Below are 23,022 nucleotides of genomic sequence, written 5' to 3'. Positions count from 1 at the left end.
TACCGGTCAACCCGAGATCGTTTGGAGGGCCCGTGGCAGCGATCGTTTGCCCCGCACCGGCCCGAGCACCGCGGCGCCGAACTGCCGGGTGAGCAGCTGACGAGCCACCGCATTGACCTCGTCGAGGGTGACATCATCGATCTTGGCCAGCGTGTCGGCGATGCTGCGGTGCTGCCCGTAATTGAGCTCGCTGCGTCCCATCCGGTTCATCCGGGAGCCGGAATCCTCCAGGCCGAGCACCAGCCCACCACGCAGCGACCCCTTGGCGATCCGGCACTCGTCCGCGGTGATGCCGTCGCGCGCCACCTCGGCCAGTACATCGGTCGTCACCTGGACCACCTGATCGAAGCGCTCCGGCAGGCACCCGGCATAAATCGACAGCGCGCCACTGTCGGCGAAGGTGTCGACGGTCGAGTACACCGAGTACGCCAATCCCCGGGTTTCCCGAATCTGTTGGAACAGGCGCGAACTCAGACCCCCGCCGAGCGCGGTGTTGAGCACCGACAACGCCCAGCGATGATCCCAGTGCCGCCCCGGCGTGCGCACTCCCAACGACAGATGGGTCTGCTCGCCGTCGCGTCGGACCACGTGCAGCGTCGGCTGCCCGCCGACCCGTCCGGCGCCCTTGCGCGGCGGCACCGGGGACGCGCCGCGAACCAGCCGCGGGCCAAAGTGTTCACGGGCCAGTCGGACGACTTCGTCGTGGTCGATGTTGCCCGCCACCGCCAACACCATGCGATCCGGTGTGTAGCGGCGCACATGGAAAGAGTGCAGCTGCGCCCTCGTCATCGACGAGATGGATTCCACGCTGCCGATGACCGGACGTCCCACCGGATGGTCGCCGAACATCGCCGACAGGAACACATCGCCGAGGGTGTCCTCGGGATCGTCGTCGCGCATGGCGATCTCTTCGAGCACCACGTCGCGCTCGAGTTCCACATCGTCGGCATAGCACCGGCCCCGCAGCACCACGTCGGCGACGAGATCGACGGCCAGGGCCAGATCCGAGTCGATCACGTGCGCGTAGTAGCAGGTGTGCTCCCTGGACGTGAACGCGTTCAGCTCGCCACCCACGGCGTCGACCGCCTGGGCGATCTGCACCGCGGTTCGCGTCGGGGTCGCCTTGAACAACAGGTGCTCAAGGAAGTGCGCGGCACCGGCCACGCTGCGACCCTCGTCGCGGGATCCCACGTTCACCCACAACCCGACCGAGGCCGAGTGCACGTGCGGGATGTGCTCGGTGACCACACGCAGGCCACCGGGCAGATCCGTACGCCGCACCCCCACCGACTGTGCAGCCGTGTCGTCGCCGGCCTTACCGCGGCGCAGCGACCTGGAGCTAGCTGTTGGCGGTCGCTGCATCAACCGGAGCCGGCGTCTCCACGGGTGTATCGGAGGCAGTGTCGGCTGACTCATCATCGGCAACGAGGATCAGCGAGATCTTGCCGCGGTTGTCGATGTCGGCGATCTCGACGCGCAGCTTGTCGCCCACCTTCGCGACATCCTCCACCTTGTTGATCCGCTTGCCGCGGCCCAGCTTGGAGATGTGCACCAGGCCGTCGCGACCGGGCAGCAGGGACACGAACGCGCCGAAATCGGTGGTCTTGACCACGGTTCCGAGGAAGCGCTCGCCCGTCTTCGGCAACTGCGGGTTGGCGATGGCATTGATCAGATCGATCGCCGCCTGAGCCGCCTCGCCGTTGCTCGCGCCGACGAACACCGTGCCGTCGTCCTCGATCGAGATCGACGCGCCCGTCTGCTCGGTGATCGAGTTGATCATCTTGCCCTTGGGCCCGATGACCTCACCGATCTTGTCGACCGGCACCTTGATCGTGGTGATGCGCGGGGCGTACGGGCTCATCTCGTCGGGCTCGTCGATGGCCTCGGCCATCACCTCGAGGATGGTGATCCGGGCGTCCTTGGCCTGGGACAGCGCCCCGGCCAGCACCTGCGACGGGATGCCGTCGAGCTTGGTATCGAGCTGCAGCGCGGTGACGAAGTCCTTGGTGCCTGCGCACTTGAAGTCCATGTCGCCGAACGCGTCTTCGGCGCCGAGGATGTCGGTCAGGGTGACGAAGCGACGCTCGGTCTTTCCGTCCACCTCGACGTCGTCGGACACCAGGCCCATCGCGATACCCGCGACCGGAGCCTTCAGCGGCACACCGGCGTTCAGCAGCGACAGCGTCGACGCACACACCGAGCCCATGGACGTCGATCCGTTGGAGCTCAACGCCTCCGACACCTGGCGGATGGCGTACGGGAACTCCTCGACGCTCGGCAGCACGGGCATGAGGGCCCGCTCTGCCAGCGCGCCGTGGCCGATCTCGCGGCGCTTGGGCGAACCGACGCGGCCGGTCTCACCGGTCGAGTACGGCGGGAAGTTGTAGTGGTGCATGTAGCGCTTGCTGGTCTCAGGCCCCAGCGAGTCGATCTGCTGCGCCATCTTGACCATGTCCAGCGTGGTGACGCCCATGATCTGGGTTTCGCCACGCTCGAAGATCGCACTGCCGTGCGCGCGCGGGATGACGGCCACCTCGGCCGACAGCGCCCGGATGTCGGTGACACCGCGGCCGTCGATCCGGAAGTGGTCGGTCAGGATGCGCTGCCGGACCAGCTTCTTGGTGAGCGAGCGGTACGCCGCGCCGATCTCCTTCTCGCGGCCGGCGTACGTCTCGCCGAGACGCTCGAGCACCTCAGCCTTGATCTCGTTGGTGCGCTCGTCGCGCTCTTCCTTGCCGGCGATCGTCAGCGCCTTGGAGAGCTCGTCGGTGGCAACCGAGGACACCGCGTAGAACACGTCGTCCTGGTAGTCCGGGAAGACCGGGTAGTCGGCGACCGGCTTGGCCGCAGCGTCGGCCAGCGCCTGCTGCGCGTCGCACAGGACGGCGATGAACGGCTTGGCGGCCTCCAGACCTTCGGCAACGACGGCCTCGGTCGGGGCGCCGGCGCCGCCGGCGATGAGCTCGATGACCTTGTCGGTGGCCTCGGCCTCAACCATCATGATCGCCACGTCGTCGGCGGTCTTACGGCCGGCCACGACCATGTCGAACACAGCGTTCTCCAGCTGCTCGACCGTCGGGAACGCGACCCACTGGCCGTCGATGAGGGCGACGCGCACGCCGCCGACGGGGCCGGAGAACGGGATGCCGGAGATCTGGGTGGACGCGGACGCCGCGTTGATGGCCAACACGTCGTACAGATCCTTGGGATCCAGGCTCAGGATGGTGACGACGACCTGGATCTCATTGCGAAGACCCGAGATGAACGTCGGGCGCAGCGGCCGGTCGATCAGCCGGCAGGTCAGGATCGCGTCGGTGGACGGGCGTCCTTCACGACGGAAGAACGAGCCGGGGATGCGACCCGCGGCATACATCCGCTCTTCCACGTCGATCGTGAGAGGGAAGAAGTCGAAATGGTCTTTGGGCTGCTTGCTGGCGGTGGTGGCCGACAGCAGCATGGTGTCGTCGTCCAGATAGGCGACGACGGCGCCGGCGGCCTGCTTGGCGAGGCGGCCGGTCTCGAAGCGGATGGTGCGGGTACCGAAGGTCCCGTTGTCGATCACGGCGGTGGATTCGAATACGCCGTCTTCTGTTTCAGTTGCAGACATACGTGTCTTAGGCCTCTTTGGTTCTCATATTCAGCTGTTTCGCGTGACCACGCGCAAAGAATCAACGACCTCGGGGTGGCTCGAAAGCCCCCGAGACCGGCCCGGATGCGTCGACGGCCGTCGATCGAAGCGGCCGGAATTCATCCGGCAGCCACTACCGAAGACCGCGCGATCGGGCGGTATCTGTGGTGTCACGCGGGAACGGTGCTTGCGGATCTGCGAGGACCGCACCCGGTTGTTCGCGCCGTACGGCTGGCGAACGGACCCATCGTACATCCCGGCGTATGCGCAATCCCTAATCCGGATGGCATTCGCCGGGCACACAGTGCGCCGAGATCAGCGGCGCAGGCCCAGGCGCTCGATCAGCGAGCGGTAGCGCGCGACGTCGACCTGCGCGATGTACTTGAGCAGCCGACGGCGACGGCCGACGAGCAGCAGCAGTCCGCGACGCGAGTGGTGATCGTGCTTGTGGAACTTCAGGTGCTCGGTGAGGTCGGAGATCCGCTTGGTCAGCATCGCGACCTGGGCCTCCGGCGAACCGGTGTCGGTGTCGTGCAGGCCGTACTGGCCGAGGATTTCTTTCTTCTGCTCGGTGGTGAGCGCCACGAATACATCTCCATCACTTCGGTCCGCGAACATTCGGGGATGACACCCCGTGAAAAGCACGGCCACCGCGAACTGCAGCTCGTGCCGGGTCGGCACGGAGTCTAGCAGCGGCCGCGCCCACGCTGCTAATCGCCGAAAGCGCAGCTAGTGGGCCGACAGGATGGTGCGGGCGCGCTCGGTGTCGCGCTCCATCGCGGTCACCAGATCGGCCACCGAGTCGAATTTCTCCTGCCCGCGCAACCGCGCGACGAAGTCGACCGCGACATGCTGGCCGTACAGATCTGCCGACGTGTCCAGGACGAACGCCTCGACCGTGCGGGTGCGCCCGGAGAACGTGGGGTTGGTGCCGACGGAGACCGCGGCCTGGTAGCGCTCGCCAGGGGTCACGCTGCCGACCACGGGACCGTGCCCGAGCACGGTGAACCAGGCGGCGTAGACGCCGTCGGCGGGTATCGCCGAGTACATCGGCGGGGCGACGTTGGCTGTCGGGAACCCCAGCACCCGGCCCCGGCCGTCGCCGCGGACGACGACGCCCTCGACCCGGTGCGCACGACCGAGCGCCTCGGCGGCGGCGACCATGTCACCCGCATCCACGCAGGACCGGATGTAGGTCGACGAAAACGTCACCGTCTCGTCGCGGTGGTGCTCGGCCACCAGCGACAGCGAGTCGACGGCGAACCCGAACCGGTCGCCGGCCTTGCGGAGAAACTCGACGTTGCCTGCCGCCTTCTTGCCGAAGGTGAAGTTGTCCCCCACCACGACCTCGACGACATGCAGGCGTTCGACCAGCAGTTCATGGATGTAGCGGTCGGGCGTGAGCTTCATGAAGTCGGAGGTGAACGGCATGACGAGGAACACGTCGATGCCCATTTCCTCGACCAGCTCGGCCCGTCGCGCCAGGGTGGTGAGCTGCGCCGGATGACTGCCCGGGAAGACGACCTCCATGGGGTGCGGGTCGAACGTCATCAGCACCGTGGGCACTCCGCGCGATCGACCCGCCTTGACTGCACGGCCGATCAGCTCCTGGTGTCCGCGGTGGACACCGTCGAACACACCGATGGTGACGACGCATCGGCCCCAGTCTGTGGGGATTTCGTCCTGCCCCCGCCAGCGCTGCACGCCCGCTAGCCTACGACCCGCCGACGCCTTTCGGCCAAACTGCGGGCGAGCGACACCAACGAATCAGGCCATGATTGCCTAAACTTCATGCTCGTGAGTCCTGACGGAAACCCCACCGACCTCTCCACGGTGGCTCAGGACTACCTGAAAGTGATCTGGACCGCCCAGGAGTGGTCACACGAGAAGGTCAGCACCAAGCTGCTCGCCGAACGCATCGGCGTGTCGGCGAGCACTGCGTCGGAGTCCATCCGCAAGCTCGCCGACCAGGGCCTGGTCGACCACGAGAAGTACGGAGCGGTGACACTCACCGACGCAGGCCGCCGTGCCGCCCTGGCGATGGTGCGCCGTCATCGGCTCATGGAGACGTTCCTGGTCAACGAACTCGGTTACGGCTGGGACGAGGTGCACGACGAGGCCGAGGTGCTCGAGCACGCTGTCTCCGACCGGATGCTCGACCGCATCGACGCCAAGCTGGGGTATCCGACCCGGGACCCGCACGGGGACCCGATCCCCGCTGCCGACGGCAGGGTTCCCACGCCACCCGCGCGGCAGCTGTCGAACTGTCAGGACGGCGAGGCCGGCACCGTCGCCCGCATCTCCGACGCCGACCCCGAGATGCTGCGGTACTTCGACAGCGTGGGAATCAGCCTGGATTCCCGGCTGCGGGTGGTGGCCCGGCGCGACTTCGCCGGCATGATCTCGGTGGCGATCGAAAGTTCAGCGGAACCCGGCAGCACGGACGCCGAGTCCACCGTCGATCTGGGAAGCCCTGCAGCACAAGCAATTTGGGTTATAGCTTAGGAGTTCTCGCATGGCCAAGATGGAGTTGTCCCGCTCACTGCCGCTGTCTGCCGAGCAGGCATGGCAGCACGCGTCCGACCTGGAGAGCCTTGGCGACTGGATGACCATGCACCAGGGTTGGCGTTCGGATCTGCCGGCCGAACTCGGCGTCGGTGCCACGGTCGTCGGCGTCGCCGGCGCCAAGGGCATGCGCAACCGCGTCACGTGGACCGTCCGCAGATTCGACCCGCCGTCGGCGCTCGAGATCAGCGGCGAAGGTGTGGGCGGCACGCGCTACAAGCTGGCGATGACGGTGGCGTCCGCCGGTGACGGTTGCACGTTCACGGTGCGAATGGATCTGGGCGGCGCCCCGTTGTTCGGGCCGATCGGGTCCGCTGCCGCCCGTGCGGTCAAGGGCGACATCGAGAAATCCATCGAGAGGTTCGAGGAGCTCTACACCTGACGTCTCGGGCTCCGATCGCAGGCCGGCGCTGTGGTTAGCTCGGATGGTGTCCGATACCGAGCGCACGACTGCAGACCTGATCGTCGAATGCCTCGAGAACGAGGGGGTCACGCATGTGTTCGGCATCCCCGGTGAAGAGAACATCCGGCTGGTGGACGCGCTGTCGAGGTCGTCGATCGAATACGTCCTGGCCCGTCACGAGCAGGGCGCGTCGTTCATGGCCGAGGTGTACGGCCGGTTGACCGGCAAGGCCGGCGTGTGTTCGGCCACCCTGGGTCCGGGTGCGATCAACCTGCTACTCGGCGTCGCTGACGCCACCACGAATTCGACTCCGGTGCTGGCGCTTTCCGCGCAGGTGGGGATGCAGCGCAGCTACAAGGAATCACATCAGAGCGTCGACCTGGTGTCGATGTTCGCCCCCGTCACCAAGTGGTCGGCGCTGGTCGCGACGCCGGGGGCCGTCCCGGAGATGGTGCGCAAGGCTTTCAAGCTCGCGCAGACCGAACGTCCCGGGGCGGTGTACCTCGCCGTCCCCGAGGACGTCGAGGAGGCCGCCGCTGCCGCGGATGCGGCGCCGCTGCGCGTCAACGTGCCTCGTTCCGATGACCCGTCGGCGGCCCAGATCGAGCGGGCGGCGGAGATCCTGCGCTCCGCGCGCAATCCCATCCTGCTCGCCGGACACGGCGCGGCGCGCAGCGACTCCTCGGCAGCGGTGCGTCGATTCGCCGAGGCGCTCGGAATGCCGGTCGCCACAACGTTTCACGGCAAGGGTGTGATGCCCGACGATCATCGGTTGGCGCTCGGCGCCGTCGGCTTCATGCGCCACGACTACGTCAACTTCGGATTCGACCACGCCGACGTCATCGTCGCAGTCGGTTACGAACTGCAGGAGTTCGATCCCGTCCGCATCAACCCGCGGGGCGACACCAAGATCATCCACGTGCACCGGTTCCCGGCCGAGGTCGACGCCCACTACGACGTCGCCGTGGGTCTGCACGCCGACATCGGCCGGTGTCTCGACGCGCTCGCTGCCGAGGTGGGTCCGGCGCAGCCCAACTCGTCGGGGCAAGAACGGATCCGGGCGTTGCTCGCCGACGAACTCGACCGCGGCCGCGCCGATGACAGCTTCCCTCTCACACCGGCGCGCATCGTTGCCGATACGCGATCGGCTCTGGCCCGCGACGACATCGCGCTGGTCGACACCGGCGCATTGAAAATGTGGATGGCCCGGCTGTTTCCGACGTACGAGCCGAACACCTGCCTGATCTCCAACGGCCTCTCGACCATGGGCTGGACGGTTCCGGGTGCGATAGCCGCGAAGATCGCACGACCGTCCGCCAAGGTCCTCGTCGCCACCGGGGACGGCTCGTTCCTGATGAATTCGCAGGAGATCGAAACCGCTCTACGAGTGGGCACCCCGATGGTGATCCTCGTGTGGGTCGATGATGCCTACGGTCTCATCAGCTGGAAGATGGACCTGGAGATCGGACACAACGTCGACACCGCTTTCGGCAACCCCGACTTCGTGGCGTATGCCGAGAGCTTCGGCGCCAAGGGATATCGCATCGCGTCGGCCGGCGAGCTGCTGCCGGTTCTGCAGGAGGCGCTGGCGGCAGAGACCGTCAGCGTCGTCGCGTGCCCGGTCGACTACAGCGCCAACAGCGCGCTGATCTCCGCGCTGGGCGAGCTGGACGAATCCTGGTCGTGAGGGCTACAGCGTCGCGGGACGGATGACGACCACGGATCTGGTCCGCGTGCCCGCGTCCTCGAGCAGCGCCATCACCCGACCGTCCGGCGCCGTCGCCGCGTAAACGCCGTCGATGCCCGCCGATGTCAGCGCGCGACCGTGGCCGACGTCGATCACCTGCGCCTCGTCGAGGTCGCGCCGCGGAAACGCCTGCAGGCAGGCCTGGTCCAGCGAATAGCTGAGCTCGGCACGCTCGGTGAGCTGCTCAAGGGTGCGCGCCTGGCCGAGCCCGAATCCACCCACCCGGGTCCGCCGCAGGGACGTGAGATGCCCGCCGACTCCGAGGGCATCTCCCACGTCACGAGCCAGTGCGCGGATGTAGGTGCCGCTGGTGCAGTCGACCGTGACGTCCACATCCACCACACCTGCGCCGACATCGGGCTCGTGGCGGACGGCCAGGACGTCGAAGCGGTCGATGCGCACCACACGGGCCTTCAGCTCGACCGTCTGGCCTTCCCTGGCCAGCTGGTAGGCCCGCTTGCCGTTGACCTTGATCGCGCTGACCGCCGACGGGATCTGCTCGATCTGACCGCGCAGCGGCGCGATCGCGGCCTCGATCTGGGCGGCCGTCAGATCCGATGCCGAAACCTCCTGCAGCAGTTCGCCTTCAGCATCTTCAGTTGACGTCGACTGCCCCAGCCGGATGGTGGCCGAATACGATTTGTCCGTCGCGGTGAGCAGGCCGAGGATCTTGGTGGCCCGCTCGATACCGATCACGAGCACCCCGGTCGCCATCGGGTCCAGCGTGCCGGCGTGGCCCACCTTGCGGGTACCGAACAGCCGCCGGCAACGGCCGACCACGTCATGGCTGGTCATCCCGCCGGGTTTGTCGACCACGACGAGCCCGGCGGGCGTCACAACACGATCGCTGTCAGCGCGATCCCGTTCTGCACCGACCATCGTCCGGTCAGGGAGGTCAGCGGCGGCCCCGTCTCGGCGGCCGGATCGATGAGGATCCGCGAGGTGAAGGTTCCGGCCTGTCCCGATCCGTCGACGTCGAAGCTGATGTGAGCGTCTTCGAAGCCCAGCCACCGGTGGGTCAGCGGATACCACGCCTTGTAGGTCGCCTCCTTGGCGCAGAACAACACTCGATCCCAGTGCACCCCCTGCGGCATCGCCTGCAGTTGATGCCGCTCGATCGGCAGGCTGATCGCGTCGAGTACACCGTGGGGCAGTACGTCGTGCGGTTCGGCGTCGATGCCCAGCGAGCGGAACTCGCTGCGGCGCCCGACGGCGGCGCCACGAAATCCCTCGCAGTGGGTCAGGCTTCCGACCACACCGTCGGGCCAACACGGTTCACCCTTGTCGCCCTTGAGAATCGGCACCGGCTCCAGGCCGAGGTCGACCAGCGCCTGCCGCGCGCAATAGCGCACGGTGATGAACTCGTTGCGGCGTTTGGCCACCGACTTGGCGATCAGCGGTTCCTCTTCGGGCAGCGGCGCGAGTTCCTTGGGATCGGAATACAATTCGGCAGCGGCCAACGCGTCGATCTCGCCTGGCAGCACACCCGCGAGAAGGGTGGCTGCGATCATGCCCGATCCTTGATCCGCTGCTGCATCTTCTGGGCGTTGTCGCGCATTTCCTGGGTGATCTCGAAATGCCCGCCGAATTCGTTGAGGTAGCCGGGCGCGTACTTGGGGTCCGGCAGGATCTGCCGAAGCCAGCGATACGGTCTGCGGCGGCGCCACTCTCGCGGATAGCCCACCGACACCTCTTCGAAGCGCACGCCGTCGTACCACGTGGTGCGCGGGATGTGCAGGTGTCCGTACACCGAGCAGATGGCGTTGTACCGGGTGTGCCAGTCCGCGGTCGCGGTGGTGCCGCACCACAGTGAGAACTCCGGGTAGAACATCGCGTCGCACGGTTCGCGCACCATCGGGAAATGATTCACCTGAACAGTCGGTGTCATCCAGTCCAGATCTTCGAGACGCTTGCGCGTGTAGTTCACGCGATCCCGGCACCACGCATCACGTGTCGAATACGGCTCGGCCGACAGCAGATACTCGTCTGTGCCGACGATGTTCTTCTCGCGTGCGATCGCCAGCCCCTCGGCCTTGGTGCCCGCCCCCTGGGGCAGGAACGAGTAGTCGTAGAGCAGGAACATCGGCACGATCGTCGCCGGCCCGCCCTCCTCGGTCCACACCGGATACGGATGCTCAGGGGTGACGATGCCCATCTCGTCACACATGGTGACGAGGTAGTCGTAGCGGGACTTGCCGAAGATCTGCATCGGGTCGCGCTGAGTGGTCCACAGCTCGTGGTTGCCCGGGATCCAGATGACCTTGGCAAACCGCTTGCGCAGCAGGTCCAGTGCCCACCGGATCTCGTCGGTGCGCTCAGCGACATCGCCGGCAACGATCAGCCAGTCATCGGGCGAAGCCGGATGCAGCGATTCGGTCACCGGCTTGTTGCCGGTGTGGCCGGTGTGGAGGTCACTGACCGCCCACAGAATGGGGCGCCGTTCGTCAGTCACAACCCATCAGCGTACTGGTGGGTGCCGGGTGGCCACCTCCCGGCAACTAGAACAGGTTCTAAGTTCCGGCCCGGCTGGGCACCGCCGCCCGTTACACTCCCGGGCAGGATCACGATGAGACAAGTGGTGCCCGATGTGAACGGGCCACGAGACCAGGGGGTGTGATGGTCGCCAAGCTGCGACTGTTCTCGGCGCTGAGTGCGCTGGTCGCGGCGGTGGTCGTGGTCTGGCAGGCCAACCCTGCTGTTCCGGGGCTGTCCGGAGGGGTCGATCTCCGGTCGACGTTCGCGCCGTTGCCCGCTGCCACCACCACCATCAAGTCCCCCGTGATCGAACTCACCGACCCGGATCCATTCGACCCGTGCCGCGACATCCCGCTCGATGTCATCCAGCGCATCGGGCTGGCATACACACCCCCCACGCCGGAAGACAGCCTGCGCTGCAAGTACGACGCCGGCAATTATCAGATGGCCATCGAGGCCTTCGTGTGGCGCACCTTCGAACAGACGCTGCCGCCCGACGCCGTCGAACTGGACATCAACGGCCATCGCGCCGCCCAGTACTGGATCATGAAGCCGACCGACTGGAACAACCGGTGGTGGATCACCTGCATGGTGGCGTTCAAGACCAGCTACGGGGTCATCCAGCAATCGCTGTTCTACTCGCCGATCTACTCCGAACCCGACCCGGACTGCATTCAGACCAATCTGCAGCGTGCCCACGAGCTGAGCCCGTTCTATATCTACTGACTGATCGCGGTCGCGTCACCGCGATGCGTAGCCTCGGGACGTGACATTTCAGCAGTCCGTTCTTCGTAAGGTCAGCAGCGCGCTCGGCGTGCCGCCGTCAACCACCGATTTCTCCGTCGACCGACGCGTGAGCGTGCCCATGCGCGACGGCGTCGAACTGCGGGCCAACCATTACGCGCCCGATACCGCGACCCCGGCAGGCACACTGCTGGTGCGCGCGCCCTACGGACGTGGCTTCCCGTTCTCCGCCCTGTTCGGCGCGGTGTACGCCGCCCGCGGATACCACGTGGTGTTCCAGAGCGTGCGTGGGACATTCGGCTCGGGCGGCGAGTTCGACCCCTTCGTCAACGAGGCTGCCGACGGCGCCGACACGGTCGCGTGGCTTCGCGAGCAACCCTGGTACACGGGCTCCTTCGGCACCATCGGGCTGTCCTACCTGGGATTCACCCAGTGGGCGCTGCTCAGTGACCCACCGCCGGACATGAAGGCCGCCGTCATCACCGTCGGCCTGCACGACGTCAGTGGCCCGCGTTGGGGCGCCGGGTCTTTCGGCCTCAATGACTTCCTCGGCTGGAGCGATCTGGTGTCCCGCCAGGAGGATCCACGCCGGCTACGCGTCATGCTCCATCAGCTGCGGGCCCAACGCTTCGTGGACGAGGCAGCGCTGAAGCTGCCCCTCGGTGAGGCGAGTCGCGCCCTGCTCGGCGAGGGTGCGCCCTGGTTCGAGTCGTGGCTCGAGCACCCCGAGGCCGACGATCCGTTCTGGACCCGGCTGCATCTGCGCGACGCACTCGACCGCGCCGAGGTCCCGGTGCTGCTGTTGTCCGGCTGGCAGGACCTGTTCGTCGAACAGACGCTGGAGCAGTACCGCGCACTGAACAGCCGCGGGGTGCCCACCGGGCTCACGGTGGGTCCGTGGACGCACAGCCAGATGATGACCAAGGCCGCCCCCACGGTGCTCCGCGAAAGCCTCGACTGGCTGGGCACGCACCTCGGGGGCGCGCCGTCGCAGCGATCCTCCCCGGTGCGCATCCACCTCAGCGGTCCGTCCCAGGACCCACGCTGGCTGGACCTTCCCGACTGGCCGCCCGCGATGCCCGACGCGGTTCTCTACCTCGGACCGGACCGCCGGCTGTCCGACACCGCGCCGGCTCCCGGCGACTCGGCAACCTTCGTGTACAACCCGGGCGACCCGACGCCGACGGTCGGCGGCAGGCTGCTGTCCCCCGTCGGCGGCTACCGCGACGACACTTCGCTGGCCCGGCGCGCCGACGTGCTGACCTTCACGAGCCCCTCGCTGCCCACCGACCTCTATGTCGTCGGCGCCCCGGTGCTCGAATTGGAGCACTCGTGCACGACGCCGCACAACGATCTGTTCGTCCGCATCAGTCAGGTCGACGAGGACGGGAGTTCCCGCAACGTCAGCGACGGCTATCTGGCGTCGGCACCCGATGCCGGGGCGGTGCGCATCGAGCTGGACCCCGTTGCGTGGACGTTCGCGGCCGGCTCCCGGATCCGGGTGCTCATCGCGGGCGGCTCGCATCCCCGCTTCCTGCGCAACCTCGGCACCGGCGAACCCGTCGTCAGTGCAACCACATTCACCACGGCGCGGCACACCGTGCACTTCGGTGAAGCCACCAAGCTGGTGCTGCCGGCAGACAGCAGTCCGCCGTCAGCCGACTGACGCGCGAACCTGCGCCGCGATCTCCCCCAGAGCCGCATCGTCGTGCACGGGCTCACCCCACTGTGGGTGCACGGGCAGCTGAACCCAGCTGGTGCATCCCCGGTAGTCGGGAGTGCGTTCGAGCCGGATGGGTTCGCGCAGCGGTGCGGCCGAGACCACCAGCACGGTGAGCCGGTGTTTGGGCCGGAATTCGAGCCGGTCGGCGCGGACCGATTCCGCGGTCCAGATATGCAGAGGGGCGAGGGCGTCCAGGTTGTCGGGCCGTTCCACCTGGATCGCGTCGGTGACCCGGGCTCCCGCGCGCAGAACGAGTTCGTCGTCGGTGCTGTCCGCCGCCGCCGGGGTCAGCAGCTCGCGATGCTCGGGACGTACCCGCTCCGCGTGGCTGTGGGCCACGGTCGGGAACAGCAGGAACCGGGAGGATGCGACCTCGAACCGCTTCTCGCCGATCCCGCCCTTGCGCAGCAGCACCGTCTGCCTGCCGTCGAGCAGGGCGTGTACCGCCGCGCTCCATTCCTTGAGCGCGGGGCTGGTCAGCGTGGACGTCATCCGAGCCCGAGGCGCGCCCGGACCTCGGGGCGGCGTAGCGGTGGAACGGTTTTCGGTGGTTGCCTGCGCGGCTGAAGTCCGGCCAGAAGGCGCTGCGTGGTGGCCGTGACCTCGGCGACCGCTCGCTCGAAGGCGTCGACGTTGGCGCCCGACGGTCGGGTGACTCCGCTGACCTTGCGGACGTACTGACGCGCGGCGGCCTCGATCTCGTCATCGGTGGCCGCCGGCTCCAGGCCACGCAGTTCGGTGATGTTTCGGCACATGACCTCCACGATAGGCGCTTGACACGTGTCGATACGGTGAGCGGATGACCACCGCTGACTCCTCGGACGTCCTGCTCGTCGACACCCGCGACCGCATCCGCACGCTCACCCTGAATCGGCCCGCTTCCCGCAACGCGCTCTCGTCGGCGCTACGCAGTCGCCTGTTCGAGGCGCTGCGCGAGGCCCAGGGCGACGACGACGTCGACGTCGTCATCCTCACCGGGGCCGACCCGGTGTTCTGTGCCGGCTTGGACCTCAAGGAGCTCGGAGACACCACCGAACTGCCCGACATCTCGCCGAAGTGGCCGCCGATGAGCAAGCCCGTGATCGGGGCGATCAACGGCGCCGCGGTGACCGGTGGGCTGGAGATCGCGCTGTACTGCGACATCCTGATCGCCTCCGAGCAGGCGCGTTTCGCCGACACCCACGCCCGCGTCGGCCTGATGCCCACCTGGGGGCTGTCGGTGCGCCTTCCTCAGAAGGTCGGCGTCGGCATGGCCCGCCGAATGAGCATGACCGGCGACTACCTGTCTGCCGAGGAGGCCTTGCGCTGCGGGCTCGTCACGCAGGTGGTCCCGCACGGCGAGCTGCTCGACACCGCCCGGGGCATCGCCGCGTCGATCGTGGGCAACAACCAGAAGGCCGTGCGCTCACTGCTGGCGTCCTACCACCTCATCGACGACCAGCAGAACAGCGGGCCGTTGTGGCAGGAGGCAGCGGCCGCGCGCGAGTGGATGAAGAGCGCCAGCGGCGATGACATCGCCGAGAGTCGGAGCGCTGTCATCGAGCGGGGCCGCTCCCAGGTGCGCTGAAAGCCAAGCGGCGCAGCGCTTCAGGCAACGGGTTGACGGACACGGTGGACGTCGCCGGCCCGACTGGTTAGGGCAATCCGCGGCGACGTGTCACAGTGGAACGATGGGACGTCCCCCCCAAGGGCTTTTGAGCAAACAGAAGCTTATCGACGGAGCCGTGGAGCTGATCGACACACACGGCCTCGAGGAATTCACCATGCCCCGACTTGCGGCGTCGCTGGGCGTGCGCACGTCCTCGCTGTACCGATATTTCGCCGACAGGGCGGAGCTGATGACAGCGGTGGCACAGTCGGTGACGGCGATCGACGCACCGCCCGACATTCCGCCGCCGGGGCCGAACTGGACCGAGTTTCTGATGGCGCAGACCATGGCCTTGCGCAAACGTATTCTGCGGCATCCGAATTGCGCCCCGCTCATCGTGCAGTACATGCCCAAAACCGGCGTCTTCGACGAGTACGAAGCCCTGTGCCAGTACCTGGGGGCCGCGGGAGTTCCTGCGACGCACCACGTTCGGATCATCGATTGTCTGACGCTCATGGCGGTGGGTTCGGGTTTCCTCGTCGAGAGCGCAGCTGACTACGCGCCGACAGGACGAGGCCCCACGCCCGATCCAGAGCTCTACCCGGCGATGACGCAGGCCCTGGCCGCAGTGGACGGCAGCACCGCCGATGAGCTGTTCACCGATTTCATGCGGGCCTACCTCAGCACCGTCGTCGCCGAGATCGGCAACTAGGTGGCCGCGGTCTGCGCCAGGGTCTACTCCGCCGTCTGAGAGTGGTCAGCCCCGGGCGAGTCGAGCGCGGGCCAGACGAGCTCGCGGTAGCGCTGCTTCATCGTCTCCAGAACAGTGACACCGTTGGTGGCCCAAATGGTTTCGTTGAAAATCTCCACCTCGACGTCGCCGGCGTAGCCGGCGTCGCGGACCATCGTGCCGATGGCCGAGAAGTCGATGATCCCGTCCCCCATCATGCCCCGCGAGACCAGCGGGTCGGGCGCCATCGGCACCAGCCAGTCGCATACCTGGTAGCTGCTGATGCGGCCCTGCGCGCCGGCACGGGCCACCGACTCGGCCAGCGCGGGATCCCACCACACGTGGTACGTGTCGACGACGACCCCGACCGTCCGCGCGGGGTGCGGAGCGGCCAGATCGAGCGCCTGTCCGAGCGTGCTGATCACGGCCCGGTCGGCACAGAACACCGGATGCAGCGGCTCCAGCGCCAACCGGACGTCGTGGTCGGCCGCGTACGGGACCAGTTCGGCGAGTCGGTCGGCCAGGCGCCCGCGGGCGCCGACCAGATCACGGTCGGGCATCCCACCCGTGACCATCACCAACTCCGAGGCGCCGAGAACGGCGGCCTCGTCGATCGCGCGGCGGTTGTCCTCCAGCGCCGCGTCGTGGTCGTCGAGTCCGGTCAGAAACCCGCCACGGCACAGACTGGAGACCCGTAACCCGTTGTCACCGACGATTTTCGCCGCCTGTTCCACTCCGGCCTCCGCGACCCGGGCGCGCCACAGTCCGATCGCGGGCAGGCCGGCGGCCGCCGTCTGCTCCACCGCCTGCCGCAGGGTCCAGCCCTTGGTGGTCATCGTGTTGAGCGACAGGCGCCCGAACACATCCGGCATCAGCTGACTCCGTTCACGGACAGGAAGGTACGCATCCGCTCGGCGGCCAGATCCGGATCCGACAGCAGGCCCGCACGGTCGGCGAAGACGAACACCCGGCTCAGGTGGCCGACAGAGCGGCCACTGGCCAGACCTCCCACCATCGCGAAACCAGGCTGGTGGCCGTTGAGCCAGGCCAGGAATGCGATGCCGGTCTTGTAGTAGTACGTCGGCGCGGAGAAGATGTGCCTGCCGAGGGAACGGGTGGACTCCAGAATCTCCTGTGCAGCAACGATATTGCCCGCGTCGATCTCCTGCAGCGCGGTCGAGGCCGCCGGGTAGATCGCGGCGAAGATGCCGAGAAGGGCGTCGGAATGGCCCTCCTGGTCTCCGACGATCAGCTCCGGGTAGTTGAAGTCGTCACCCGTGTAGAGGCGCACACCCTCTGGCAGCGCGCGGCGCAGCGCCACCTCGTGGGCGGCGTCGAGCAGAGACACCTTGACCCCGTCCACCTTGTCCGCATGCCGTCGCACCAGTTCTTCGAACGTGGCGGTGGCGTGGCCGATGTCGGGACTTCCCCAGTAGCCGTGCAGAGCCGGGTCGAACATGTCACCCAGCCAGTGCAGGATCACGGGACGGTCCGCTTCGGACAGCAGCGTGCCGTACACCGACAGATAGTCCTGCGGCGACGCCGCCGCCCGCGCAAGGGCACGCGAGGCCATCAGGATCACCTGCGCACCGGCCGCACGGACCACGTCGATCTGCTCGCGATAGGCGTCGGTGACGGCACGCAACCCCGCCGCGCCCGCCGGAACATCGCCCGGACCCAGCTGGTCGGTTCCCGCGCCACAGGCCAGAAGTCCGCCCGCGGCACATGCCTCGCGACCCGAACGCATGATCAGTTCACGGGTGGCCGGCCAGTCCATGCCCATGCCGCGCTGCGCGGTGTCCATCGCGTCGGCGACGCCGAGCCCGTAGGACCACAGCTCGTGCCGGTAGGCCATAGTGGTGTCCCAGTCCAGATCCGCCGGCGCGCCCGGCGTGTTGTCCGCGGTCACCTTCGGCACGACATGGGCTGCGGCGTAAGCGATCCGCGACGTGATCGGCTGCGCCGGACGCCGCCACCGGCCCGGCTCCCCGAGGTGGTGGCGGCGCAGCTCGCCGTCGACGGGCAGAAGCACCGACGTGGTGGTGCGTACACCGGTCGTCGCGGTCACAACACGATCTCCGGGACCTCGAGCCGGCGTCCCTGCGCCGAACTCGTGAGGCCGAGTTCGGCCAGCTGTACACCGCGGGCCGCCGACAGCAGCCCGAACCGGTGCGGGCGCCCCGCGAGGACGTCGCGCAGGAACTCCTCCCACTGCAACTTGAACCCGTTGTCCAGGTCGGCGTTGGCGGGGACCTCCAGCCACTGGTCACGGAACTTCTCGGTGACCGGCAGATCGGGATTCCACACCGGTTTCGGTGTGTGGGCGCGCTGTTGGGCCACGCAGCGTCGCAGGCCGGCGACGGCGGACCCATGGGTGCCGTCGATCTGGAACTCGACCAATTCGTCGCGGTAGACGCGTACCGCCCACGACGAATTGATCTGCGCGATGATGCCGCCCTCGATCTCGAAGATGCCGTACGCCGCGTCGTCGGCCGTTGCCGGATAGGACTGCCCGGCCTCGTCCCATCGGGTCGGCACGTGGGTGACCGCGCGGGCGGTCACCGCCTTCACCGAGCCCAGCAGGCCCTCCATCACGTAGTTCCAGTGGCAGAACATGTCGACGGTGATCCCGCCACCGTCTTCGGCGCGGTAGTTCCAGCTCGGCCGTTGCGCAGGCTGGCCGTCCCCTTCGAACACCCAGTAGCCGAACTCACCGCGCATCGACAGGATCCGGCCGAAGAATCCTTCGTCGACCAGCCGACGCAGCTTGACCAGCCCCGGCAGGTAGAGCTTGTCGTGCACCACCCCGGCGACCACACCCGCGTTCTGCGCCATGCGCGCCAACTCGATTGCCTCCGTGAGCGTTTCGGCGGTCGGCTTCTCGGTGTAGACGTGCTTGCCCGCCTTGATCGCCGACGACAACGCCTCGACTCGGCGCGAGGTCACCTGGGCGTCGAAGTACACGTCGACGGTCGGGTCGGCGATCACCGACGCGACGTCTGTCGTCCATTCCTGGATGCCGTGCTGGGCGGCCATGTCCGCGATCTTGTCCGCGTTGCGGCCGACCAGGATCGGCTCGACGGCCACCCGGGTGCCGTCCACCAGCGTCAGGCCGCCGTCGCGCAGCGGCAGGATGGACCGCAGCAGATGCTGGCGGTACCCCATCCGTCCGGTCACCCCGTTCATGGCGATGCGCAGCGTCTTGGGAGATGAAGTCATGGGTGAGCTTCCTTATCGGTGCGCCGGGATGGTGTGTGACGTCCATCCGGCACGTGCTGTCGGTGGAATTGCACCGGTCGCACCTCGGCAACGAGGAATACGCGGTGTCAGCACTTCGGAATGCGCTTTCCACGGTAAGCTGTGCGAGCGTCGAGGTCAACCCGAGGCTGTCCTGGCAGCCGCCGACCCCGGCCACCGTGTCGGCAGTCGGTACCAGCCAGGAGAGCGGGAGCAGCGGACGATGGCAGCGGTGACACTGCAGGATGTGGCGACCCGGGCCGGTGTGTCCCAGGCGACCGCATCACGAGTACTCAACGGTTCCAGTCGGATTCCCGGCGAGGGCGTCGCCGATCGCGTGCGCGCCGCGGCGCGCGAATTGGGTTACGTGCCGAACGCGCAGGCCCAGGCGTTGGCGCGGTCGTCGACCGGCGTCCTCGGGCTGATCGTGCACGACATCGCCGACCCGTACTTCTCGTCCATTGTCCGCGGTGTACAGACGGCGGCCCGGACCGCATGCAAGCAGGTGCTGCTGGCCAGCACCGACCGCGACTTCGACGTCGAGCGGGCATCGGTGAGCACGTTCATCGCCCACCGAGCGGATGCGATCGTGCTGGCCGGCTCGCGGCAGAGCGGGCATCTGGACCGGGATCTGGAAGCAGAGTTCGGCCGCTACCGCGACAACGGCGGTCGCGTCGTCGTGATCGGCCAGCCGCTCGCCTTCGGAGCCGCTGTCGAGCCGGAAAACCAGTTCGCCTCAAGCGAATTGGCCGAAGCTCTGGTAGCCGCCGGGCACCGGCAGTTCGCGGTCATCGGCGGTCCCGCCAGCATCCGCACCGCGGTCGACCGGCGCAACGGATTCGTCGAGGCCCTGGGCCGTTGCGGCCTCACCCCGCTCGTCGAGGTGTCGGGCGCTTTCACCCGCGACGGTGGCTTCTCCGCGGCCCAGCGCCTCGCCGCCGCCCTGCAACTCCAGCCGGGCCTCGGCGGACCACCGGTCTGCGTGTTCGCCGTCACCGACGTGATGGCCATCGGCGCCATCGCCGCGTGGCGTGAGCTGGGCCTGACGGTCCCGCGCGATGTCTGCATCGCGGGTTTCGACGACATTCCGACCCTGCGTGACCACACCCCGAGCCTGTCGACCGTGGCGCTTCCACTGGAGGAGATCGGCGCGCGTGCCGTCGACCTGGCCCTGAGCCCCGACGCCGATGATCTGCGTGAGCGCATCCCCGGACGCGTGGTCCTCCGGGACAGCACTCGCTTGCCCTGACCTGGGGGTCCGGCACCGGACACGTACGGTCGTTGACACTGTGCGCTGGGTCACGTTAGGGTCGGAACCGCTTCGGAAAGCGCATTCCCATCGGGTTGACGACCCGAGCCACTGCGAACATAGGACATTCCATGGCGGTAACCGCTTCGGCCGGCGTGCGCCCCTCGTCGTCGGCATCCCCGCCCACCGCACCTCCGGCACGGCGCTCGTGGCGCCCGACCTTCTCCCTGCGCCGTACGGCGTCCAACCTGTGGCGTCCCCTGGCGCTGGTGATCGCAATCGTCGCCGCGTGGTGGGCCGTCACGCAGGCCGAGCTGGTCGCCCCCTACATCCTCCCGTCGCCCGCCGACACCTGGCGCACAGCGCAGGAGAACGCGGCCTACCTCGCCCAGAACACCTGGGTCACCACGTGGGAGACGGTGATCGGCTTCGCCATCGCCGCCGTCTTCGGCGTGTTCGTCGCGGTGGTGATGATCTACTCGGCGAGCCTGGAGAAGACCGTCTATCCGTTGATTCTCTTCGCGCAGGTGATCCCGAAGATCGCCATCGCACCGCTGTTCGTCGTTTGGCTCGGCTTCGGGCCGTCACCGAAGATCCTGGTCGCCGTGCTGATGGCGTTCTTCCCGATCGTCATCTCCGGTCTGGCGGGTCTGCGCTCCGTGGACCCCGAGATTCTGGAGCTCACCTCCACCATGGGTGCCAGCCGGTTCAAGACCTTCCTGAAAATCCGCTTCCCCGCCTCGCTGCCGCAACTGATGTCCGGCCTCAAGGTCGCCGCGACGCTCGCGGTCACCGGCGCGGTGGTGGGCGAATTCGTGGGCGCCAACGAAGGCCTCGGCTACGTCATCCTGCAGGCCAACGGAAACGTCGACACCGCAATGCTGTTCGCCGCACTGATCATCATGTCGCTCCTCGGCATCGTGCTCTTCGCGCTCATCGAGGTCGCCGAGAAGCTGCTCATCCCGTGGCACTCGTCGCGGCGCACCACCAATTCCACCAGCACCGCCGCCTGACCCGGCACCAACTGACGACTCATCGAGGAGTAGACACCATGTTCTTCACCCGACGCCGCGCCGCTGCCGCGGCCGTTGCGACCGCTGCCATTCTCACGCTGTCCGCCTGCGGTGGCAGCAGTTCGGAAAACGCCCCTGCCGCAGACGGTTCCGCCACTCCGGCGACGCTGATGCTCAACTGGTACCCCTACGGCGAGCACGCTCCGTTCTACTACGGCGTGCAGGAGGGCATCTTCGCCAAACACGGCATCGATCTGACCATCGACGCGGGTCAGGGCTCCACCAAGACCGTGCAGGCCATCGGCTCAGGCCAAGCCGACTTCGGCTGGGCCGACACCCCGGCCGTGTTGAGCAACATCGACAAAGGCGTCGAGGTCAAGAGTGCCGGGGTATTCCTGCAGACCACACCGTCGGCAGTGCAGGTGTTCGCCGACTCCGGTATCGAGAACCCGCAGGACCTGGTGGGCCGGACCATCGCGGTGTCCGCCGGTGACGCACCGACGACCACGTTCCCGATCTACCTCGACAAGGTCGGGGTGCCCGAGGACCAGGTAACCCAGCAGAGCCTCGATGCCGCAGGCAAGATGGCCGCGATGCTGTCCGGCCGCGTCGACGGTCTCATCGGCTTCGCCCACGACCAGGGGCCGACGATCGCCGACAAGAGCGGGCGCGAAGTGCGCTACCTCCGTTACTCGGATGCGGGACTGAACTTCTACAGCAACGGTCTGATCGCCAACGACTCCACGATCGCCGACAATCCGGAGTTGGTGCAGGCGATGGTCGACGCCACCAGCGAGGCGTTCACCGCTGCAGCCGACAACCCCGAGGCCGCCGTCGACGCGATGGCCGGCAAGGATCCGCAGATGCCCCCGCGTGAGGTGCTGCTGCAGCAGTGGCAGCAGACCATACCGCTGCTGACCACCGCGGCCACCGCCAATCAGCCTCCCGGCAGCAACGCCAAGGAGGACTGGGTCACCACCATCACCACACTCAACGGCGCCGGACTCCTGCAGGAGGCCAAAGATCCTGCCGAATACTGGGATTCGTCGTTCGCCCCCGACGGCCAGCAGTAGGAGATCATGGACATGACCACCGCGACCATCACCCCACCCGGGACGAATATGACCTCGGTCGATTCCGCCGCCATCACCATCGAGAACCTGAGCGTGACGTTCTCCTCGAAACGCGCCACCGTCACCGCGCTCGACGACATCGACCTGCAGGTCGCCGACGGCGAGTTCGTCTCGATCGCGGGCCCGTCCGGCTGCGGCAAGTCGACACTGCTCAAGGTCGTCGCCGGGCTCACCGATGCCAGTTCAGGAGAGGTCCGGTTACGTGGCAGCCGGGTCGACGGCCCGCAGCGCGACATCGGCTATGTGTTCCAGCGGGCGGCCCTGCTCGAGTGGCGCTCGGTGCGCAAGAACATCCTGCTCCAGGCGGAGATGCGCGGCATGCCGCGGCAGGCGGCGCAGCAGCGCTGCGATCACCTCATCGAGATGACGGGGCTGACCGGATTCGAAAGCGCACTCCCCCACGAACTGTCCGGCGGTATGCAGCAACGGGTTTCGCTGTGCCGCGCACTGCTGCACGAGCCACGCGTGCTGCTGATGGACGAGCCGTTCGGCGCGCTCGACGCGCTGACCCGGGAGAAGATGAATGTCGAGTTGCATCGCATCTGGCGTGAGACCGGCACCACCGTGGTTCTGGTGACGCACTCGGTGGCCGAGGCGGTGTATCTGGCGAACCGCGTGGTCGTGATGAGCCCGCGGCCGGGCCGCATCGTCGAGACGCTGCAGGTCGATCTGCCCGCCGAGCGGGAGTACGCCGAGACCATGGAGCGTCCGGAGTTCATCAAGGTGGCCAACCGCGTCCGCGACCTCCTGGGCAGCACCACCGCCGCCGACTGAGCCCGGTACGCTG

Annotated in this window: 24 protein-coding genes; 12 read left to right on the top strand and 12 right to left on the bottom strand. The window is 67.5% G+C overall.

The annotated features are described in order from the left end of the window. Positions 1 to 6: 6 nt before the first annotated feature. From EL337_RS10965 to EL337_RS10950, 4 genes are all read right to left on the bottom strand, one after another. Positions 7 to 1,362, bottom strand: a complete 1,356-nt coding sequence (locus EL337_RS10965; protein ID WP_048634680.1) for a M16 family metallopeptidase — start codon at positions 1,360 to 1,362, stop codon at positions 7 to 9. Beyond that, positions 1,340 to 3,607: a polyribonucleotide nucleotidyltransferase gene (locus EL337_RS10960; protein ID WP_048634679.1), complete on the bottom strand. Its 2,268-nt coding sequence runs from the start codon at positions 3,605 to 3,607 to the stop codon at positions 1,340 to 1,342. The genes EL337_RS10965 and EL337_RS10960 overlap by 23 nt, the downstream gene beginning before the upstream one ends. A gap of 336 nt (positions 3,608 to 3,943) precedes the next feature. Beyond that, positions 3,944 to 4,213 carry a 30S ribosomal protein S15 gene (gene rpsO / locus EL337_RS10955; RefSeq protein WP_048634754.1) on the bottom strand — a complete coding sequence of 90 codons (270 nt, stop codon included), beginning with the start codon at positions 4,211 to 4,213 and terminating at the stop codon, positions 3,944 to 3,946. A 144-nt stretch (positions 4,214 to 4,357) separates the two neighbouring features. Further along, a complete protein-coding gene (locus EL337_RS10950) occupies positions 4,358 to 5,332 on the bottom strand; it encodes a bifunctional riboflavin kinase/FAD synthetase (RefSeq protein WP_048634678.1) in 975 nt (324 codons plus the stop codon). Between the two features lie 87 nt (positions 5,333 to 5,419). Here EL337_RS10950 and mntR point away from each other — a divergent pair, with 87 nt between their 5' ends. The 3 genes from mntR to EL337_RS10935 are packed head-to-tail and all read left to right on the top strand — an operon-like array spanning position 5,420 to position 8,283. Beyond that, positions 5,420 to 6,133 (top strand): manganese-binding transcriptional regulator MntR, encoded by a 714-nt coding sequence (gene mntR, locus EL337_RS10945; protein WP_197724220.1) that lies wholly within the window; start codon positions 5,420 to 5,422, stop codon positions 6,131 to 6,133. Positions 6,134 to 6,143: 10 nt separating this feature from the next. Further along, on the top strand, positions 6,144 to 6,575 hold the full coding sequence (locus EL337_RS10940; protein WP_048634677.1) for a type II toxin-antitoxin system Rv0910 family toxin: 432 nt from the start codon (positions 6,144 to 6,146) through the stop codon (positions 6,573 to 6,575). A gap of 43 nt (positions 6,576 to 6,618) precedes the next feature. Further along, the gene (locus EL337_RS10935; protein WP_048634676.1) at positions 6,619 to 8,283 is read left to right on the top strand and encodes an acetolactate synthase large subunit; all 1,665 of its coding nucleotides are present in this window, start codon (positions 6,619 to 6,621) and stop codon (positions 8,281 to 8,283) included. A 3-nt stretch (positions 8,284 to 8,286) separates the two neighbouring features. Here the strand turns inward: EL337_RS10935 and truB are convergent, their stop codons facing one another. From truB to EL337_RS10920, 3 genes are read right to left on the bottom strand one after another with little or no spacing between them, the layout of a single operon-like run. Continuing rightward, on the bottom strand, positions 8,287 to 9,222 hold the full coding sequence (gene truB, locus EL337_RS10930) for a tRNA pseudouridine(55) synthase TruB (RefSeq protein ID WP_048634675.1): 936 nt from the start codon (positions 9,220 to 9,222) through the stop codon (positions 8,287 to 8,289). Further along, positions 9,177 to 9,854, bottom strand: a complete 678-nt coding sequence (gene pptT / locus EL337_RS10925; protein WP_048634674.1) for a 4'-phosphopantetheinyl transferase PptT — start codon at positions 9,852 to 9,854, stop codon at positions 9,177 to 9,179. Before pptT ends, truB begins: the two co-directional genes overlap by 46 nt. After that, positions 9,851 to 10,795 carry an ACP phosphodiesterase PptH gene (locus tag EL337_RS10920; protein WP_048634673.1) on the bottom strand — a complete coding sequence of 315 codons (945 nt, stop codon included), beginning with the start codon at positions 10,793 to 10,795 and terminating at the stop codon, positions 9,851 to 9,853. Before EL337_RS10920 ends, pptT begins: the two co-directional genes overlap by 4 nt. A 164-nt stretch (positions 10,796 to 10,959) precedes the next feature. On the opposite strand from EL337_RS10920, the gene EL337_RS10915 reads away from it, so the two are divergent. Both EL337_RS10915 and EL337_RS10910 read left to right on the top strand, forming a co-directional pair. Next, positions 10,960 to 11,544, top strand: coding sequence for a DUF3558 domain-containing protein (locus EL337_RS10915; protein ID WP_048634672.1), 585 nt, complete (start codon positions 10,960 to 10,962; stop codon positions 11,542 to 11,544). 40 nt (positions 11,545 to 11,584) lie between these two features. After that, positions 11,585 to 13,228 carry a CocE/NonD family hydrolase gene (locus EL337_RS10910; RefSeq protein ID WP_048634671.1) on the top strand — a complete coding sequence of 548 codons (1,644 nt, stop codon included), beginning with the start codon at positions 11,585 to 11,587 and terminating at the stop codon, positions 13,226 to 13,228. Here EL337_RS10910 and EL337_RS10905 read toward each other — a convergent pair. Together EL337_RS10905 and EL337_RS10900 are read right to left on the bottom strand one after the other, a co-directional pair. Beyond that, entirely contained in the window at positions 13,217 to 13,777 is a 561-nt protein-coding gene (locus tag EL337_RS10905) for a DUF1802 family protein (RefSeq protein WP_048634670.1), read from the bottom strand. The two genes, EL337_RS10910 and EL337_RS10905, sit on opposite strands and share 12 nt — an antisense overlap. Continuing rightward, positions 13,774 to 14,040 carry a DUF2277 domain-containing protein gene (locus tag EL337_RS10900; RefSeq protein ID WP_048634752.1) on the bottom strand — a complete coding sequence of 89 codons (267 nt, stop codon included), beginning with the start codon at positions 14,038 to 14,040 and terminating at the stop codon, positions 13,774 to 13,776. Before EL337_RS10900 ends, EL337_RS10905 begins: the two co-directional genes overlap by 4 nt. A 44-nt stretch (positions 14,041 to 14,084) precedes the next feature. Between EL337_RS10900 and EL337_RS10895 the strand changes: the two genes are divergently transcribed. Together EL337_RS10895 and EL337_RS10890 are read left to right on the top strand one after the other, a co-directional pair. Beyond that, positions 14,085 to 14,852: an enoyl-CoA hydratase gene (locus EL337_RS10895; protein ID WP_048634669.1), complete on the top strand. Its 768-nt coding sequence runs from the start codon at positions 14,085 to 14,087 to the stop codon at positions 14,850 to 14,852. 103 nt (positions 14,853 to 14,955) lie between these two features. Further along, positions 14,956 to 15,585 carry a TetR family transcriptional regulator gene (locus EL337_RS10890; protein WP_170216914.1) on the top strand — a complete coding sequence of 210 codons (630 nt, stop codon included), beginning with the start codon at positions 14,956 to 14,958 and terminating at the stop codon, positions 15,583 to 15,585. Positions 15,586 to 15,608: 23 nt separating this feature from the next. Here EL337_RS10890 and EL337_RS10885 read toward each other — a convergent pair whose 3' ends face one another. The 3 genes from EL337_RS10885 to EL337_RS10875 are packed head-to-tail and all read right to left on the bottom strand — an operon-like array spanning position 15,609 to position 18,822. Beyond that, the gene (locus tag EL337_RS10885; protein WP_048634667.1) at positions 15,609 to 16,475 is read right to left on the bottom strand and encodes a sugar phosphate isomerase/epimerase family protein; all 867 of its coding nucleotides are present in this window, start codon (positions 16,473 to 16,475) and stop codon (positions 15,609 to 15,611) included. Then, entirely contained in the window at positions 16,475 to 17,635 is a 1,161-nt protein-coding gene (locus tag EL337_RS10880; RefSeq protein WP_306316168.1) for a dihydrodipicolinate synthase family protein, read from the bottom strand. The genes EL337_RS10885 and EL337_RS10880 overlap by 1 nt, the downstream gene beginning before the upstream one ends. A 32-nt stretch (positions 17,636 to 17,667) precedes the next feature. Continuing rightward, positions 17,668 to 18,822 (bottom strand): Gfo/Idh/MocA family protein, encoded by a 1,155-nt coding sequence (locus EL337_RS10875; RefSeq protein ID WP_048634665.1) that lies wholly within the window; start codon positions 18,820 to 18,822, stop codon positions 17,668 to 17,670. Positions 18,823 to 18,824: 2 nt separating this feature from the next. Here EL337_RS10875 and EL337_RS10870 point away from each other — a divergent pair, with 2 nt between their 5' ends. From EL337_RS10870 to EL337_RS10850, 5 genes are all read left to right on the top strand, one after another. Next, positions 18,825 to 19,076, top strand: coding sequence for a hypothetical protein (locus tag EL337_RS10870; protein ID WP_126316556.1), 252 nt, complete (start codon positions 18,825 to 18,827; stop codon positions 19,074 to 19,076). Beyond that, the gene (locus tag EL337_RS10865; protein ID WP_048634663.1) at positions 19,064 to 20,089 is read left to right on the top strand and encodes a LacI family DNA-binding transcriptional regulator; all 1,026 of its coding nucleotides are present in this window, start codon (positions 19,064 to 19,066) and stop codon (positions 20,087 to 20,089) included. The genes EL337_RS10870 and EL337_RS10865 overlap by 13 nt, the downstream gene beginning before the upstream one ends. Positions 20,090 to 20,220: 131 nt before the next feature. Next, positions 20,221 to 21,102 (top strand): ABC transporter permease, encoded by an 882-nt coding sequence (locus EL337_RS10860; protein WP_048634662.1) that lies wholly within the window; start codon positions 20,221 to 20,223, stop codon positions 21,100 to 21,102. A gap of 38 nt (positions 21,103 to 21,140) precedes the next feature. Continuing rightward, positions 21,141 to 22,175: an ABC transporter substrate-binding protein gene (locus tag EL337_RS10855; RefSeq protein WP_048634661.1), complete on the top strand. Its 1,035-nt coding sequence runs from the start codon at positions 21,141 to 21,143 to the stop codon at positions 22,173 to 22,175. 12 nt (positions 22,176 to 22,187) lie between these two features. Next, on the top strand, positions 22,188 to 23,009 hold the full coding sequence (locus tag EL337_RS10850) for an ABC transporter ATP-binding protein (RefSeq protein WP_048634751.1): 822 nt from the start codon (positions 22,188 to 22,190) through the stop codon (positions 23,007 to 23,009). Positions 23,010 to 23,022: the final 13 nt, after the last annotated feature.

Source organism: Mycolicibacterium aurum (genome assembly GCF_900637195.1).
Lineage (GTDB): Bacteria > Actinomycetota > Actinomycetes > Mycobacteriales > Mycobacteriaceae > Mycobacterium > Mycobacterium aurum.
This window is presented reverse-complemented; position numbering and strand designations above follow the sequence as displayed.